Origin of the sequence: Mycobacterium sp. (assembly GCF_049280035.1) — a bacterium.
Classification (GTDB): Bacteria; Actinomycetota; Actinomycetes; order Mycobacteriales; family Mycobacteriaceae; genus Mycobacterium.
The window spans coordinates 1-12,791 of record NZ_JBAPPI010000192.1 but is presented as its reverse complement, the minus strand read 5'-3'; the positions used below and the strand labels follow the sequence as shown (position 1 = coordinate 12,791).

13 protein-coding genes and 1 pseudogene are annotated in these 12,791 nt (G+C 65.6%); 8 read left to right on the top strand and 6 right to left on the bottom strand.

The window, feature by feature from the left end; translation table 11 throughout:
• The coding region (locus WAN71_RS06385; RefSeq protein WP_422224524.1) for an FAD-containing oxidoreductase at positions 1-1,152 on the top strand (1,152 nt) is incomplete at its 5' end.
• Between the two features lie 3 nt (positions 1,153-1,155).
• Here WAN71_RS06385 and WAN71_RS06380 read toward each other — a convergent pair.
• Entirely contained in the window at positions 1,156-2,043 is an 888-nt protein-coding gene (locus WAN71_RS06380; RefSeq protein WP_422224523.1) for a RecB family exonuclease, read from the bottom strand.
• Complete coding sequence (locus WAN71_RS06375) at positions 2,040-3,752, bottom strand: hypothetical protein (RefSeq protein WP_422224522.1); 1,713 nt, start codon at positions 3,750-3,752, stop codon at positions 2,040-2,042. Before WAN71_RS06375 ends, WAN71_RS06380 begins: the two co-directional genes overlap by 4 nt.
• A 148-nt stretch (positions 3,753-3,900) precedes the next feature.
• Between WAN71_RS06375 and WAN71_RS06370 the strand changes: the two genes are divergently transcribed.
• Complete coding sequence (locus WAN71_RS06370; RefSeq protein WP_422224521.1) at positions 3,901-4,728, top strand: tRNA (adenine-N1)-methyltransferase; 828 nt, start codon at positions 3,901-3,903, stop codon at positions 4,726-4,728.
• 17 nt (positions 4,729-4,745) lie between these two features.
• Here WAN71_RS06370 and WAN71_RS06365 read toward each other — a convergent pair whose 3' ends face one another.
• Genes WAN71_RS06365 through WAN71_RS06355 form a run of 3 tightly spaced genes read right to left on the bottom strand, consistent with a single transcriptional unit; the run spans position 4,746 to position 6,099 of the window.
• A complete protein-coding gene (locus tag WAN71_RS06365; RefSeq protein ID WP_422224520.1) occupies positions 4,746-5,039 on the bottom strand; it encodes a DUF503 domain-containing protein in 294 nt (97 codons plus the stop codon).
• Between the two features lie 7 nt (positions 5,040-5,046).
• Positions 5,047-5,586 (bottom strand): hypothetical protein, encoded by a 540-nt coding sequence (locus tag WAN71_RS06360; RefSeq protein ID WP_422224519.1) that lies wholly within the window; start codon positions 5,584-5,586, stop codon positions 5,047-5,049.
• A 9-nt stretch (positions 5,587-5,595) separates the two neighbouring features.
• Positions 5,596-6,099: a hypothetical protein gene (locus tag WAN71_RS06355; RefSeq protein ID WP_422224518.1), complete on the bottom strand. Its 504-nt coding sequence runs from the start codon at positions 6,097-6,099 to the stop codon at positions 5,596-5,598.
• Between the two features lie 151 nt (positions 6,100-6,250).
• Between WAN71_RS06355 and arc the strand changes: the two genes are divergently transcribed.
• A complete protein-coding gene (arc, locus tag WAN71_RS06350; RefSeq protein WP_422224517.1) occupies positions 6,251-8,077 on the top strand; it encodes a proteasome ATPase in 1,827 nt (608 codons plus the stop codon).
• A gap of 8 nt (positions 8,078-8,085) precedes the next feature.
• Here the strand turns inward: arc and WAN71_RS06345 are convergent, their stop codons facing one another.
• Positions 8,086-8,709: a hypothetical protein gene (locus tag WAN71_RS06345; protein ID WP_422224526.1), complete on the bottom strand. Its 624-nt coding sequence runs from the start codon at positions 8,707-8,709 to the stop codon at positions 8,086-8,088.
• A gap of 136 nt (positions 8,710-8,845) precedes the next feature.
• Here WAN71_RS06345 and dop point away from each other — a divergent pair, with 136 nt between their 5' ends.
• The 5 genes and pseudogenes from dop to WAN71_RS06320 form a co-directional block, all read left to right on the top strand.
• On the top strand, positions 8,846-10,354 hold the full coding sequence (gene dop / locus WAN71_RS06340) for a pup deamidase/depupylase (RefSeq protein ID WP_422224516.1): 1,509 nt from the start codon (positions 8,846-8,848) through the stop codon (positions 10,352-10,354).
• Between the two features lie 161 nt (positions 10,355-10,515).
• The gene (locus tag WAN71_RS06335) at positions 10,516-10,710 is read left to right on the top strand and encodes a ubiquitin-like protein Pup (protein ID WP_422224525.1); all 195 of its coding nucleotides are present in this window, start codon (positions 10,516-10,518) and stop codon (positions 10,708-10,710) included.
• The gene (prcB, locus tag WAN71_RS06330) at positions 10,707-11,594 is read left to right on the top strand and encodes a proteasome subunit beta (protein ID WP_422224515.1); all 888 of its coding nucleotides are present in this window, start codon (positions 10,707-10,709) and stop codon (positions 11,592-11,594) included. The genes WAN71_RS06335 and prcB overlap by 4 nt, the downstream gene beginning before the upstream one ends.
• Entirely contained in the window at positions 11,591-12,343 is a 753-nt protein-coding gene (gene prcA / locus WAN71_RS06325; protein ID WP_422224514.1) for a proteasome subunit alpha, read from the top strand. Before prcB ends, prcA begins: the two co-directional genes overlap by 4 nt.
• Before the next feature lie 10 nt (positions 12,344-12,353).
• Positions 12,354-12,791, top strand: a pseudogene (locus WAN71_RS06320) (hypothetical protein); the annotation flags it as partial.

Genomic DNA, 12,791 nt, shown 5'->3' with positions numbered 1-12,791 from the left:
AGCGTGAACATGGCGAAAGTCAAAGCGCGCAAAGACGAGATCATGCTGGGCGACCGCAAGGGTGTCGAAGACTGGCTGACGGGAATGGACGGCTGCACCGTCATCCGCGGGCACGCTCGTTTCGAGGACCCGCACACGCTTCGCGTCGGCGACGAGGTGCTGCAAGCCGAGCGGATCTTCCTCAACGTTGGTGGGCGTGCCGTGGTGCCCGACATCCCCGGGCTCAGCGACGTCGAGTTCCTCACCAATGTGTCGATCCTCGAACTCGATACCGTGCCCGACCATCTGGTCATCATCGGCGGTAGCTACATCGCGCTCGAGTTCGCCCAGATGTATCGCCGCTTCGGTGCCCGGGTGACCGTCGTCGAGAAGGGGCCACGGCTGGCATCCCGCGAAGACCACGACGTCTCGGACACCATCAAGTCGATCCTGCAAAACGAGGGCATCGATGTCGTCGTCGATGCTGCTGACATTCGGATAGCTAAGCGGGACAAAGATATTGGAGGCTTCGAGGTGACACCGCGGGCCGGTGCTGCGTCGATAGCCGGTAGTCATCTGCTGCTGGCGGTCGGGCGGCGGCCCAACACCGACGACCTCGGTCTCGAGCACGCCGGTGTCCAAACCGACGGCCGGGGATACATCACCGTCGATGATCAACTGAAAACCAGCGCCGAGAACATCTGGGCGATGGGTGACTGTAACGGCAAGGGCGCGTTCACCCACACCTCTTACAACGACTTCGAAATCGTGGCGGCCAACCTGCTCGACGGCGACCCACGCCGGGTCAGCGACCGTATCCCCACCTATGCGCTCTACATCGACCCGCCGCTGGGTCGGGCCGGAATGACCGTCGAACAGGTTCGTGCGTCGGGCCGCCCTGCGCTGGTCGGTCAACGGCCCATGACCCGAGTCGGCCGTGCGGTGGAAAAGGGTGAGACACAAGGCTTTATGAAAGTGGTAGTCGATGCCCAAACGCAGCAGATCCTGGGAGCGGCCATCCTCGGCGTCGGTGGCGACGAGGCCATCCACGAAATCCTGGATGTGATGTCAGCGAAGGCGCCCTACACCACGCTGGCGCGCACCATGCACATCCACCCGACGGTCAGCGAGCTGATACCGACGATGCTGCAGGAGATGTCGCCGCTGCAGTAAGGGTTACGCCGCCGGGTCTGCCCGCTGCAGAACGGCGTCGGCATCGCCTTCGTCAGGATGCTTCGGCCAACCCGGGTAGGGCGGCGGCGTGCCGCCGAAGACGGGGCAGTGCGCGTGGTGCGCGCACCAGTCGCATAGCCGTGACGGCCTGGGTCTGAAATCGCCTGTCGCACCGGCAGATTGAATTGCCCGCCAAATCGCCATCAGCGTCTTCTCGAACCGCAGCAGCTCATCTTCGTCGGGGGAATAGTCCAGCAGCTGGCCGTCAGCCAGATAGATCAGCCGCAGCCGCGTCGGCAACACGCCCCGCGATCGCAGTAACGCGACCGCATAAAACTTCATCTGGAACATGGCCTTGAACTCAGCGAGGGCCTTTGCTTCGGGAGGTGCCTTGCCGGTCTTGTAGTCCACGACCCGCAACTCACCGGTGGTGGCCACGTCGATCCGGTCGATGATCCCGCGCAGCAGTGTGCCGTCGGCAAGCTCGACCTCGATACGCTGCTCGCAGCTTTGCGGGTCGAACCGGGTCGGATCTTCCAACCGGTAGTAGCCGGACAGCAGGGCACGGGCCTCGTCGAGGAGTTGGGTCTGTTGCTCGGTGTCCAGCACGGTGGCCAGCTCGGGTTCCCCGGCGATCACCTGCTCCCAAGCCGGGCCGACGAGTGCGTCGGCGGTCTGCGGGCCGCGTTCTGTTGCGGGCAGGTTGTACAGCTGCTCCAGAGCGGCATGCACCACCGAGCCCCGCAGTTGTGCCGTTGACGGCGGCTCAGGCAGGCGATCGATGGCCCGGAACCGGTAGAGCAGCGGGCATTGCTTGAAGTCGGCCGCTCGCGACGGCGACAGTGCCGGTCGTGATGCCGGGCGGGGTGTGTTGCCCGGTTCGCTGCTCATATCCGCAGCCTAGGGGCGAGGTCGGACAACCGTTCCTGGTTAGTGAGCAGGAGTGAGTCCTGGGCGGCCCGAACGGTCTTGGCCGCGGTGGATGGGTGTTGTCCGGCGGACCCGCGCCCCTCGGGGGATGTGGGTGGGCCGGAACTGCCACACCTACCAGTTACGTGGGTCCGGTGTCGATCGGGCCTGGTCGGTGGTGTGCCCGCAGCTGTCCGCTGTCCGCTGCGGGGTCCTGTCGGCCGTCGCCTGATCGCCAAACCAAGGCCACGTCTGCCGATCGCAGCCGCCGCACCGTGATGGCCGGTGACCGTGGATGGATCGGAAGTCTGCTGCTGTAGGGGTTGACGCCAGTGCTGCTTGCCCCAGCGGCTGGTGTACGCGGGGTCCACACCGATCACGGCGATCCCGCGGCGGGTTGCCATGCCGGTGAGACGCCCGCGGAACCTGGCGGTGGGGATACCGGCTACCGTGCGGCGCAACCTTTTGCCGCGCATGCCGCGGCCCAGGGTCTCCCGCCCGGTGGCCCGAGCGTCCGCGAAGTCGAGGTTCTCAACCACCACCGCCGAGCAGCCCTGTACTTGCGCATGATTCAGCAGGGCGGTGACTGCCGCGCGCAGCCGGCCGTCACGCCGCGACGCCGACAGTCCTGCAGTGACCACCTCGATAGTGACTGGGTCGCCGATCGGATTGCCCGACGCATCGAGAACACAGGCGGCCAGGTGGCCCTCGTTGAGGTCCACAGCAAGCACGCGACCCTGGCGTAGTTCATCGAGCGGGGGTATGGGCTCGGGCGCGGTTTTCCAGGACGCATCGAGGTACCAACGCTGACGGGCGGGATCAAAGCTAATGTCGTACCGCACCGATCGTCGCGTGATGATGCGTGGCTCCCATTCGTCGCTGCGGTGGACGAACCGTATCGGCTCGGCGATCACCACGTGCGAACCGAACTGGCTGACTAGGGCCGCTGGCGTTTTGATCCGCAATCGGCCATCGTTGCCGATGCGAATGGTCTCGTTACCCCCGGCCTTGCCCGACTCACCGTCGGCGGTCAAGAACAGCCGCGCCGCGTCCCAACAGTCCCACCACTGCCGTTCGGACATGTCTGTGGCATCGAGGTGATTGCGGTTGCGCCACAAGCGTTTCCCGCCCACCACAACCGACGGACGTCCCACCGCCAGCGCACGTTCACCCCTCGCGAGGCGGTCGCGTAGCGCCGCCAGCCGACGGGTCTTGGCGAACCGCTCAGCCGCATTACGATAGCCCCGACGGGGCGATCGCCCAACCCAGTTGGGTGCTTCGTCGCCGTCGTGAATCGGCGCCAGCTGACCTGGGCGAAGCGCGCACCGCTGCTCGAGCACCGCCAACGCGGCCCGCAGATCGGCGATGTGATCAACCAAACCGCGGATCCCCAACTGGAACTGGTCCTCTACAGCGCGGGTGATCGCCCCCGCCCACCGCGACGACGACAGAACCGTGAGCGTCCGTTTGCGATCCGCACGCCACACTGCCTGAGATCTACAATCCAAGCGGCCCAGCCGAATCCGCCTGGCCAATTCACCCCGGTACACCGATCCGAGAAGGCGCCCGATCGCGGCCAGAGCCGCCGCCTCGGCGCCACTCGGATGTATCCGGGTGCGAATTCGCACCCCCGCTGGCGCGGCGGCTACAACCGGATTGTCGATCCGACGTGTCACCTTCGGCCCAGCCATACACTGCATACTTGCAAACGCCACCGACAACTCCACGCTGCCACGCCAGCAACCAGCTCACTTCCGCGCGGCATCTCCGACTCCACAGTCGTAATTCGGACAACCCCGCGCACCTTTCCCTGCGCGTCTGCTGGCAGGCTAGACAGCTGTGTCTGCTACCGGGCCGTTCGCCGTGGGCGACCGTGTGCAGCTCACCGACGTCAAAGGTCGGCACTACACGATGCTGCTCAGCGCCGGCGGTGAATTCCACACCCACCGCGGCGCGATCGCGCACGACGCGGTGATCGGACTGCCGGAGGGCAGCGTGGTCAAATCGACCAACGGTGACCCATTCCTGGTGTTGCGTCCGCTGCTGGTGGACTATGTGATGTCGATGCCGCGCGGTGCCCAGTTGATCTACCCCAAAGACGCCGCTCAGATTGTGCTCGAGGGTGACATCTTTCCCGGCGCCCGAGTGTTGGAGGCCGGTGCCGGCTCCGGGGCGCTGACCTGTTCGCTGCTGCGTGCGGTCGGCCCGGATGGGCGGGTGATCTCCTACGATGTGCGCGCCGACCACGCCGAACATGCCCGTCGCAATGTCGAGACGTACTTTGGCTGCGCCCCCACCAATTGGCAACTGATCATCAGCGATGTCGCCGACGCTGATCTGGCCGCCGGCTCGGTCGATCGGGTGGTGCTCGACATGCTCGCGCCGTGGGAGGTGCTCGACACCGTGTCGGGGGTCCTGGTCGCCGGCGGTGTGCTGATCGTCTACCTGGCCACCGTCACCCAGCTCTCGAAGACAGTCGAGGCGCTGCGCGACCAGCAGTGCTGGACCGAGCCGCGCGCCTGGGAGACGCTGCAAAGAGGTTGGAACGTCGTCGGATTGGCGGTGCGCCCGCAGCACAACATGCGCGGCCATACCGGATTCCTGGTGTCTGCGCGTCGACTGGCTCCAAACACCGTCGCGCCGACTCCACTACGCCGCAAGCGTTAAGCCGGGGCTAGGCCCGGTTAGTCATCGCTGCGCTGGATCGCACGGCGCACCGACAACACTTCGAACTCGGGGTGGGCGGCCACCAGCCGTTCGGCTGCGTCGAGCACATCGACGGCATGGCCGCGGTCGGCCGACGCCATCGCCACCCCGATGCCCGCCCGTCGGTAGAGCTCATGCGACCCGGTTTCGGCGGCCGACACGCTGAACTTTCGCTGTAACTCCGCCACCACCGGGCGGATCACCGATCGCTTCTGCTTCAGCGAGCGCACGTCACCGAGCAGCAAATCGAACTCGAGCCACCCGATCCACATCGCCGGGTCAGTGTCCCGGTCTGGACACCGGAGGCGCGACCTGAGCGGTCCCGAAAGCCAGCAGCACGTCGGCGGTTCGCGCCGATAGCTGCCACCCATCCTGGTATGGCGCGAATTCCATCGGAAAGGAGAAGTTGGACACGCCGGGATTGGGCGAGCTGACCTTCACGTTAGCCACCACGTCGGCCGGATCCCGGTCTGACCATGCGACATCTCGCACATCGAACTTCATCGGCGCGAAGCCGTTGTTGAGCAGCGCCATGGCGAACTGGTCAAGCACGGCAGCATTGTCTGGGCCGGCACCTTCGACCAGGTTCAGTTTCTGACTGCCGGGCACCGACGGATCGGCCAGCCGGTACAACACGTTGGCCAGGGCATCGGGCCGCGGCAGCGGAGCGACCTGTGCGGCCGCCGTCGACGTCAGCGACGCCGACGCCGGCGGCACAGCGTCCGGCGAGGTACCGTGCTCATCGCCCGAACACCCCGAAAGGCCGAGCGCCGCCGCCATGGTGGCGGCGCTTAGGACCGCGGTGAGGTGTCGGCCCATCCAGCCGTGTCAGTGGCCCGAAGAACGTATCGACTGGATCAGCGTCATCGCCGAGTCATGCGATAGCTTCCAGCCGCCCTGATCGACGAACGTGAGATTCTCCACCGTCGGTGCCAGGTGTGGGCCGGTCGCCGTGATGCTGGCCGACGCTGCGGCCGGACCGACGGGCGCGATGTTGGTGATGTTGAACGTCAGTGGCACGCTGCCCTTGGCGGCTGCCTTTTGCAGTTCGTGGTCGGCAATGGAGGCCGGGAACGGAATGCCGCCCTCGACGAGGTAGCCCTTGTTGGCGAACGAGACGCTGGGGTCCTGCAGCGTGTTGAGAACGGTGGCCAGCTGGTCGGGCGTGGGCACATCGGCGCCGGGCACGACCGGGTCGAGCGGCAGTGGCGCGCTGAAAACGACCGGCTTAACCTGAGGCAACGCGTTGGTAACAGATGCAATGCAGGTCACACCCGCAGCCGCCGCGCCGATTGCGGCGACCGCCGCCACGCCCGTGGCTAGGGATTTCACGCTCACAGATGTCCTCTCGATCAGGCAAGTTCAACATGATGTTAACGCTGATGCCAGTGTGCCCCATTTCGAGTTCCCGCAGGAATTGGAAATCGCCGGTAGCGTTGACGTATCCGCCGCACCACTTTCGGGAGCGGGAAAGGAGCGCACCATGGGTGAGTCAGAGCGCGAAATGTTCGGTAGCCCGCGCGACCCCGACCTGTCCGGCGAGGATGCGGCCGAGTTGGAGGAGCTCCGGCGCGAGGCGGCGATATTGCGCGAGCAACTCGACACTGCCGTCGCAACGCAGAGCGTAGCGCGCAGCCCCCGCGATATTCACCAGCTCGAAGCCCGAATCGATTCGCTCGCGGCGCGCAATTCCAAACTGATGGAAACGCTCAAGGAAGCCCGGCAGCAACTGCTGGCGCTACGCGAAGAGGTCGACCGGCTCGGACAGCCGCCGAGCGGTTACGGCGTGTTGTTGCTAGCCCACGACGACGACACCATCGACGTGTTCACCTCCGGGCGCAAGATGCGCTTGACTTGCTCGCCCAACATCGACGTCAAGTCTTTGCGGAAGGGCCAGACGGTTCGGCTCAACGAGGCTTTAACTGTCGTCGAGGCCGGCACCTACGAATCGGTTGGTGAAATCTCCACACTGCGCGAGATTCTCAACGACGGGCACCGGGCCCTGGTCGTCGGACACGCCGACGAGGAACGCATCGTGTGGCTGGCCGACCCGCTGGTCGCCGAGGATCTGCCCGACGGTCACCCCGACGCTCTCAACGACGACCAGCGGCCCCGCAAGCTGCGTCCCGGTGACTCGCTACTGGTCGACACCAAGGCCGGGTATGCATTCGAACGCATTCCCAAGGCCGAAGTCGAGGACCTGGTGCTGGAAGAGGTGCCCGACGTCACCTACAACGACATCGGGGGCCTGGGCCGCCAGATCGAGCAGATCCGCGACGCCGTGGAGCTGCCGTTCCTGCACAAGGAGCTGTACCGGGAATATGCGCTGCGCCCGCCCAAGGGTGTGCTGCTCTACGGCCCGCCCGGTTGCGGTAAGACGTTGATCGCCAAGGCCGTTGCCAACTCGTTGGCCAAAAAGATGGCGGAGGTTCGCGGCGACGACGCGCGCGAGGCCAAGTCGTACTTTTTGAACATCAAGGGCCCGGAGCTGCTGAACAAGTTCGTCGGCGAGACCGAACGTCACATCCGGCTGATTTTCCAGCGGGCCCGCGAGAAGGCGTCCGAAGGCACGCCGGTGATCGTGTTCTTCGACGAAATGGACTCGATCTTCCGCACCCGCGGCACCGGGGTGTCTTCCGACGTCGAGACAACGGTCGTGCCACAGCTGCTGAGTGAGATCGACGGCGTGGAGGGCCTGGAGAACGTCATCGTGATCGGCGCCTCCAACCGCGAGGACATGATCGACCCCGCGATCCTGCGGCCCGGGCGTCTCGACGTGAAGATCAAGATCGAGCGGCCGGATGCCGAAGCGGCGCAAGACATCTTCTCGAAGTACTTGGTCGAGTCACTGCCGGTGCACGCCGACGACCTCGCCGAGTTCGACAGCGACCGCACGGCATGCATCGAGGCGATGATCGTGAAGGTCGTGGACCGGATGTACGCCGAGATCGACGACAACCGGTTCCTGGAAGTCACTTACGCCAACGGCGACAAAGAAGTCATGTACTTCAAGGACTTCAACTCTGGCGCGATGATCCAGAACGTCGTTGACCGGGCGAAGAAGAACGCGATCAAGTCGGTGTTGGAGACCGGTCAGCCGGGTCTGCGCATCCAGCACCTGCTCGACTCGATCGTCGACGAGTTCGCCGAGAACGAGGACCTACCCAACACCACCAATCCCGATGACTGGGCCCGGATCTCGGGCAAGAAGGGTGAGCGGATCGTTTACATCCGCACGCTGGTCACCGGCAAGTCGTCGAGTGCCAGCCGGGCTATCGACACCGAGTCCAACCTCGGCCAGTACCTGTAGCTACCGGTTCAGTCGGTTATCAGCGAATAGCTGTTGGTCAGGTCGTCCTGCAGAACCAAGGCGGCGCGGTTGGTGGTATCGATGCGCAATGGGCTTTCCAGCACTCGTGCCTGGTAGGTCCATCCTTCTGGCAAGTCGAGCCGCTCACCGAGTTGTCGCAGGTCGGCCCGTGACAGGTCGGGATCGACAATCTGGCTCCAGGTCTGCATCACCCAGCGTCGGAAAGCGGGGTCTTGCAGTTCGTAGACCTCTTCAGCGGCATCGAAGGTGAAGACGGTGTGGCGGTTGACCTGATTTGCGGTGTAGGGCGCCGGGTTCATCGCTGTCAGCAAGACCGTGGCCTGCAGGATCATGTCGATCCCGCCGAAGTTTTTGATGATCCGCGGGCCCTGGGACACCTTTTCAATGGAGTTCATCAGCCAGTACCGCGGTCCGTTGAGAAGCGCTGTGGCAGCGCCGTTTTCGGTCGCGATGGCCTGCGCGTCGAGCTTCGACCACAACTCGGCCGGACAGTCGTTGAGTGGGTAGGTGTTGTAGACGGTGGCCTGCGGCCCCGCCTCGCCCGGCGTCACCAGAAGGACTTCGCCGTAGCGTTTTCCGGACAGGCCGGTCGTGGGGTCGGTGGACACCACGGTGAAGTTAATCACTTCTTTCACCTGCGTCAATGACGTGTCCCAGGCTGTGGATCCGGGTTAAGCCCGAATTCACCGGCTCGCCCCTTCGCCCCGCTGGGGAGGTCGCATCGTCGCCGGGCCTAGGCTTGAGGGCATGCAACGGATCATCGGGACGGAGGTCGAGTACGGCATTTCGTCGCCGTCAGACCCGACTGCCAACCCGATTCTCACCTCGACGCAGGCGGTTTTGGCCTATGCGGCCGCCGCCGGCATTCAGCGCGCCAAGCGCACCCGTTGGGACTACGAGGTGGAATCGCCGCTGCGCGATGCCCGCGGATTCGACCTGAGCCGCTCGGCCGGCCCGCCGCCGGTCGTCGACGCGGACGAGGTCGGTGCCGCCAACATGATCTTGACCAACGGCGCGCGGCTCTACGTCGACCACGCGCACCCGGAGTACTCCGCGCCGGAGTGCACCGACGCGCTGGACGCGGTGGTCTGGGACAAGGCCGGCGAGCGGGTGATGGAAGCCGCCGCCCGCCACGTGGCCAGCGTGCCGGGTGCGGCCAAGCTGCAGCTGTACAAGAACAACGTCGACGGAAAGGGTGCCTCCTACGGGTCGCACGAGAACTATCTGATGAGCCGACAGACGCCTTTTTCGGCCGTCATCGCCGGGCTGACGCCGTTCCTGGTGTCCCGTCAAGTGATCACCGGCTCCGGCCGGGTCGGGATCGGGCCCGCGGGCGACGAGCCGGGCTTCCAGCTGTCCCAGCGTGCCGACTACATCGAGGTCGAGGTCGGGCTGGAGACCACACTCAAACGCGGCATCATCAACACCCGCGACGAGCCGCACGCCGACGCCGATCGCTATCGGCGGTTGCACGTCATCATCGGCGACGCCAACCTCGCCGAGACCTCGACGTATCTGAAGCTGGGTGCGACCGCCCTGGTGCTCGACCTGATCGAAGAGGGCGCAGCGCACGGCATCGACCTGACCGACCTGGCGTTGGCCCGGCCGGTGCATGCGGTGCACGCGATCAGCCGCGACCCCTCGCTGCGCGCCACTGTCGCGCTGGCCGACGGTCGCGAATTGACCGGCCTTGCGCTGCAGCGGATTTATCTCGATCGGGTGGCAAAGCTGGTCGACGGCCGCGATCATGACGCCCGGGCAGCCGACATCGTGGAGACGTGGGCGCATGTGCTGGATCAACTCGAGCGCGACCCGATGGAATGCGCCGAACTGCTCGACTGGCCCGCCAAGCTGCGGCTCCTGGACGGTTTCCGGCACCGCGAGAACCTGAGCTGGTCGGCGCCTCGACTGCACCTGGTCGATTTGCAGTACTCCGATGTCCGGCTGGACAAGGGCCTCTACAACCGGCTGGTGGCGCGCGGATCGATGAAGCGTCTGGTCAGCGAACAACAGGTGCTCAGCGCGGTGGACAACCCACCGACGGATACCCGGGCCTACTTCCGCGGCGAATGCCTGCGCCGCTTCGGGGCGGACATCGCCGCGGCGAGCTGGGATTCGGTGATTTTCGACCTGGGCGGCGACTCACTGGTGCGTATTCCGACGCTCGAGCCGCTGCGCGGCAGCAAGGCGCATGTCGGCGCGCTGCTGGATTCGGTGAACAGCGCGGTCGAGCTGGTGGAACAGCTGACCACCTGAGGAGCGGACACAATGCGGGCGTCCGGTGACGATGCGCGCCGGAACGGCGCGCGGTGGAGCCGGACAATCAGGTTTAGCCGGAGCATTGGCGGTGTCGACCGGTAGGGTGGAGAAACTAACGTACGTGGTATCCACGGCCGATGAGCATGCAGGAGGCAGCGATGGCTCAGGAGCAGACCAAGCGCGGCGGTGGTGGCGGCGATGACGACGACCTGACCGCCAGCACGGCCGCGGGCCAGGAGCGTCGCGAGAAGCTGACCGACGAGACCGACGATCTGCTCGACGAGATCGACGATGTTCTGGAAGAGAACGCCGAAGACTTCGTCCGCGCATACGTCCAAAAGGGCGGCCAGTGACCTGGCCGTTTCGCGATCGCCTGGCCACCCACTCAGCACCTCCTGGAACCGCTTTTGGCGGTCTTTCCTCATTCGCCGATTTTTTGCGCCGCGAGGCCCCCGAGCTGCTGCCGGTGGGCATCAGTAACACGGAGCCCGGCGCGCTCGGTTCTCAGCTGCCGCATGGAACGACCATCGTCGCGCTGAAGCATCCCGGCGGCGTCGTCATCGCCGGCGACCGGCGCTCCACACAGGGCAACATGATCGCCGGGCGCGATGTGCAGAAGGTGTACATCACCGACGACTACACCGCGACCGGAATCGCCGGCACCGCGGCCATCGCGGTCGAATTCGCCCGCCTGTACGCCGTCGAGCTCGAGCACTACGAGAAGCTGGAAGGCGTGCCGCTTACCTTCGCCGGGAAGGTGAACCGGCTGGCCATCATGGTCCGCGGCAATCTCGGCGCCGCGTTACAGGGATTGGTCGCGCTGCCGCTGCTCGCCGGTTACGACATCGACGACCCTGAACCCGAGAAGGCCGGCCGCATCGTCTCGTTCGACGCCGCCGGCGGCTGGAACCTGGAGGAGGAGGGCTACCAGTCGGTCGGCTCCGGCTCGATTTTCGCCAAATCGTCGATCAAGAAGTTGTATTCGCAGGTGACCGACGCGGATTCGGCGTTGCGGGTTGCTGTTGAGGCCCTCTACGACGCGGCTGACGACGACTCGGCCACCGGTGGGCCTGATCTCGTCCGTGGGATCTACCCGACCGCAGTGACCGTCGGTGCCGACGGCGCAGCCAACGTTCCCGAGCAGCGAATCGCCGAGCTGGCCCGCGAGGTAATTGAAAGTCGTTCCCGCGCCGACACTTTCGGGCCGGACGCGGAGCGCGCGGGAAGTGATTCATGAGTTTTCCGTACTTCATCTCGCCCGAGCAGGCGATGCGCGAGCGCAGCGAGCTGGCACGCAAGGGCATCGCGCGGGGCCGCAGCGTGGTGGCGCTGGCCTACGCCGGCGGTGTGTTGTTCGTCGCCGAGAACCCGTCGCGCTCGCTGCAGAAAGTCAGCGAGCTTTATGACCGGGTCGGCTTCGCCGCCGTCGGCCGGTTCAACGAGTTCGACAATCTGCGGCGCGGCGGTATCCAGTTCGCCGACACCCGCGGTTACGCCTACGACCGCCGCGACGTCACCGGCCGGCAGCTGGCCAATGTCTACGCACAGACGCTGGGCACCATCTTCACCGAGCAGGCCAAGCCCTACGAGGTTGAGCTGTGCGTCGCCGAAGTCGCCCACTACGGCGAAACCAAACCGCCTGAGCTGTACCGGATTACCTACGACGGGTCGATCGCCGACGAGCCGCATTTCGTGGTGATGGGCGGGACGACGGAGCCGATCGCCACCGCGCTCAAGGACTCCTACGCCAAGAACGCCAACCTGGCCGACGCAGTGCGAATCGCTGTCGAGGCGCTGCAGGCGGGCAGCACCAACGGCGGCGATGAGCCCAACCTGGGGGCCTTGACGTTGGAGGTCGCCATCCTCGACGCCAACCGGCCGCGACGCGCGTTCCGGCGAATCACCGGACCGGCGCTAGAGCGGTTGCTGCCCAAACACACCGGCTCCGAATCGGATAACGGCTCGGCAGAGAAATCGTCGAAGTAGGCTCGGCTCCGTGCTGATCGGCTTGCTGCTCGCATTGGGCACCTCGGTGTGCTACGGCACTGCGACGGTGCTGCAGGCCGAGGCGACCCGCTCGGTTGACGCCGGCAGCGACTCCGGAGTTGACGCGGCCTTACTGTTGCGAGCCCTGCGGCAGTGGCGCTACCTGCTGGGCATCGGGCTTGACAGTGTTGGCTTTCTCTTGCAAGTGGCGGCGCTGCGCCTGGTACCGATCTACGTCGTCGCCGCGGCAATCGCGGCTTCGCTCGCGGTCACCGCGATCGTGGCCGCCTGGATGCTAAAGGCGCGGTTGTCACCAATGGAGTGGACGGCGGTGGGCGTGGTGTGCGCGAGCCTTGCCATGCTCGGCCTCGCCGCCGGCCCCGAAGGTTCGCAGCGTGGGCCCGCCGGGCTCGGCTGGGCGCTGCTGGTGGTGGTCGCCGTGTTGTTC

Bases quoted from the DNA above. Each gene is read 5' to 3' on its own strand.
- WAN71_RS06380 (WP_422224523.1), bottom strand. From the start codon at position 2,043: ATGAGCAGCGAACCGGGCAACACACCCCGCCCGGCATCACGACCGGCA.
- WAN71_RS06375 (WP_422224522.1), bottom strand. From the start codon at position 3,752: ATGGCTGGGCCGAAGGTGACACGTCGGATCGACAATCCGGTTGTAGCC.
- WAN71_RS06365 (WP_422224520.1), bottom strand. From the start codon at position 5,039: ATGTGGATCGGGTGGCTCGAGTTCGATTTGCTGCTCGGTGACGTGCGC.
- WAN71_RS06360 (WP_422224519.1), bottom strand. From the start codon at position 5,586: ATGGGCCGACACCTCACCGCGGTCCTAAGCGCCGCCACCATGGCGGCG.
- arc (WP_422224517.1), top strand. From the start codon at position 6,251: ATGGGTGAGTCAGAGCGCGAAATGTTCGGTAGCCCGCGCGACCCCGAC.
- dop (WP_422224516.1), top strand. From the start codon at position 8,846: ATGCAACGGATCATCGGGACGGAGGTCGAGTACGGCATTTCGTCGCCG.
- WAN71_RS06335 (WP_422224525.1), top strand. From the start codon at position 10,516: ATGGCTCAGGAGCAGACCAAGCGCGGCGGTGGTGGCGGCGATGACGAC.
- prcA (WP_422224514.1), top strand. From the start codon at position 11,591: ATGAGTTTTCCGTACTTCATCTCGCCCGAGCAGGCGATGCGCGAGCGC.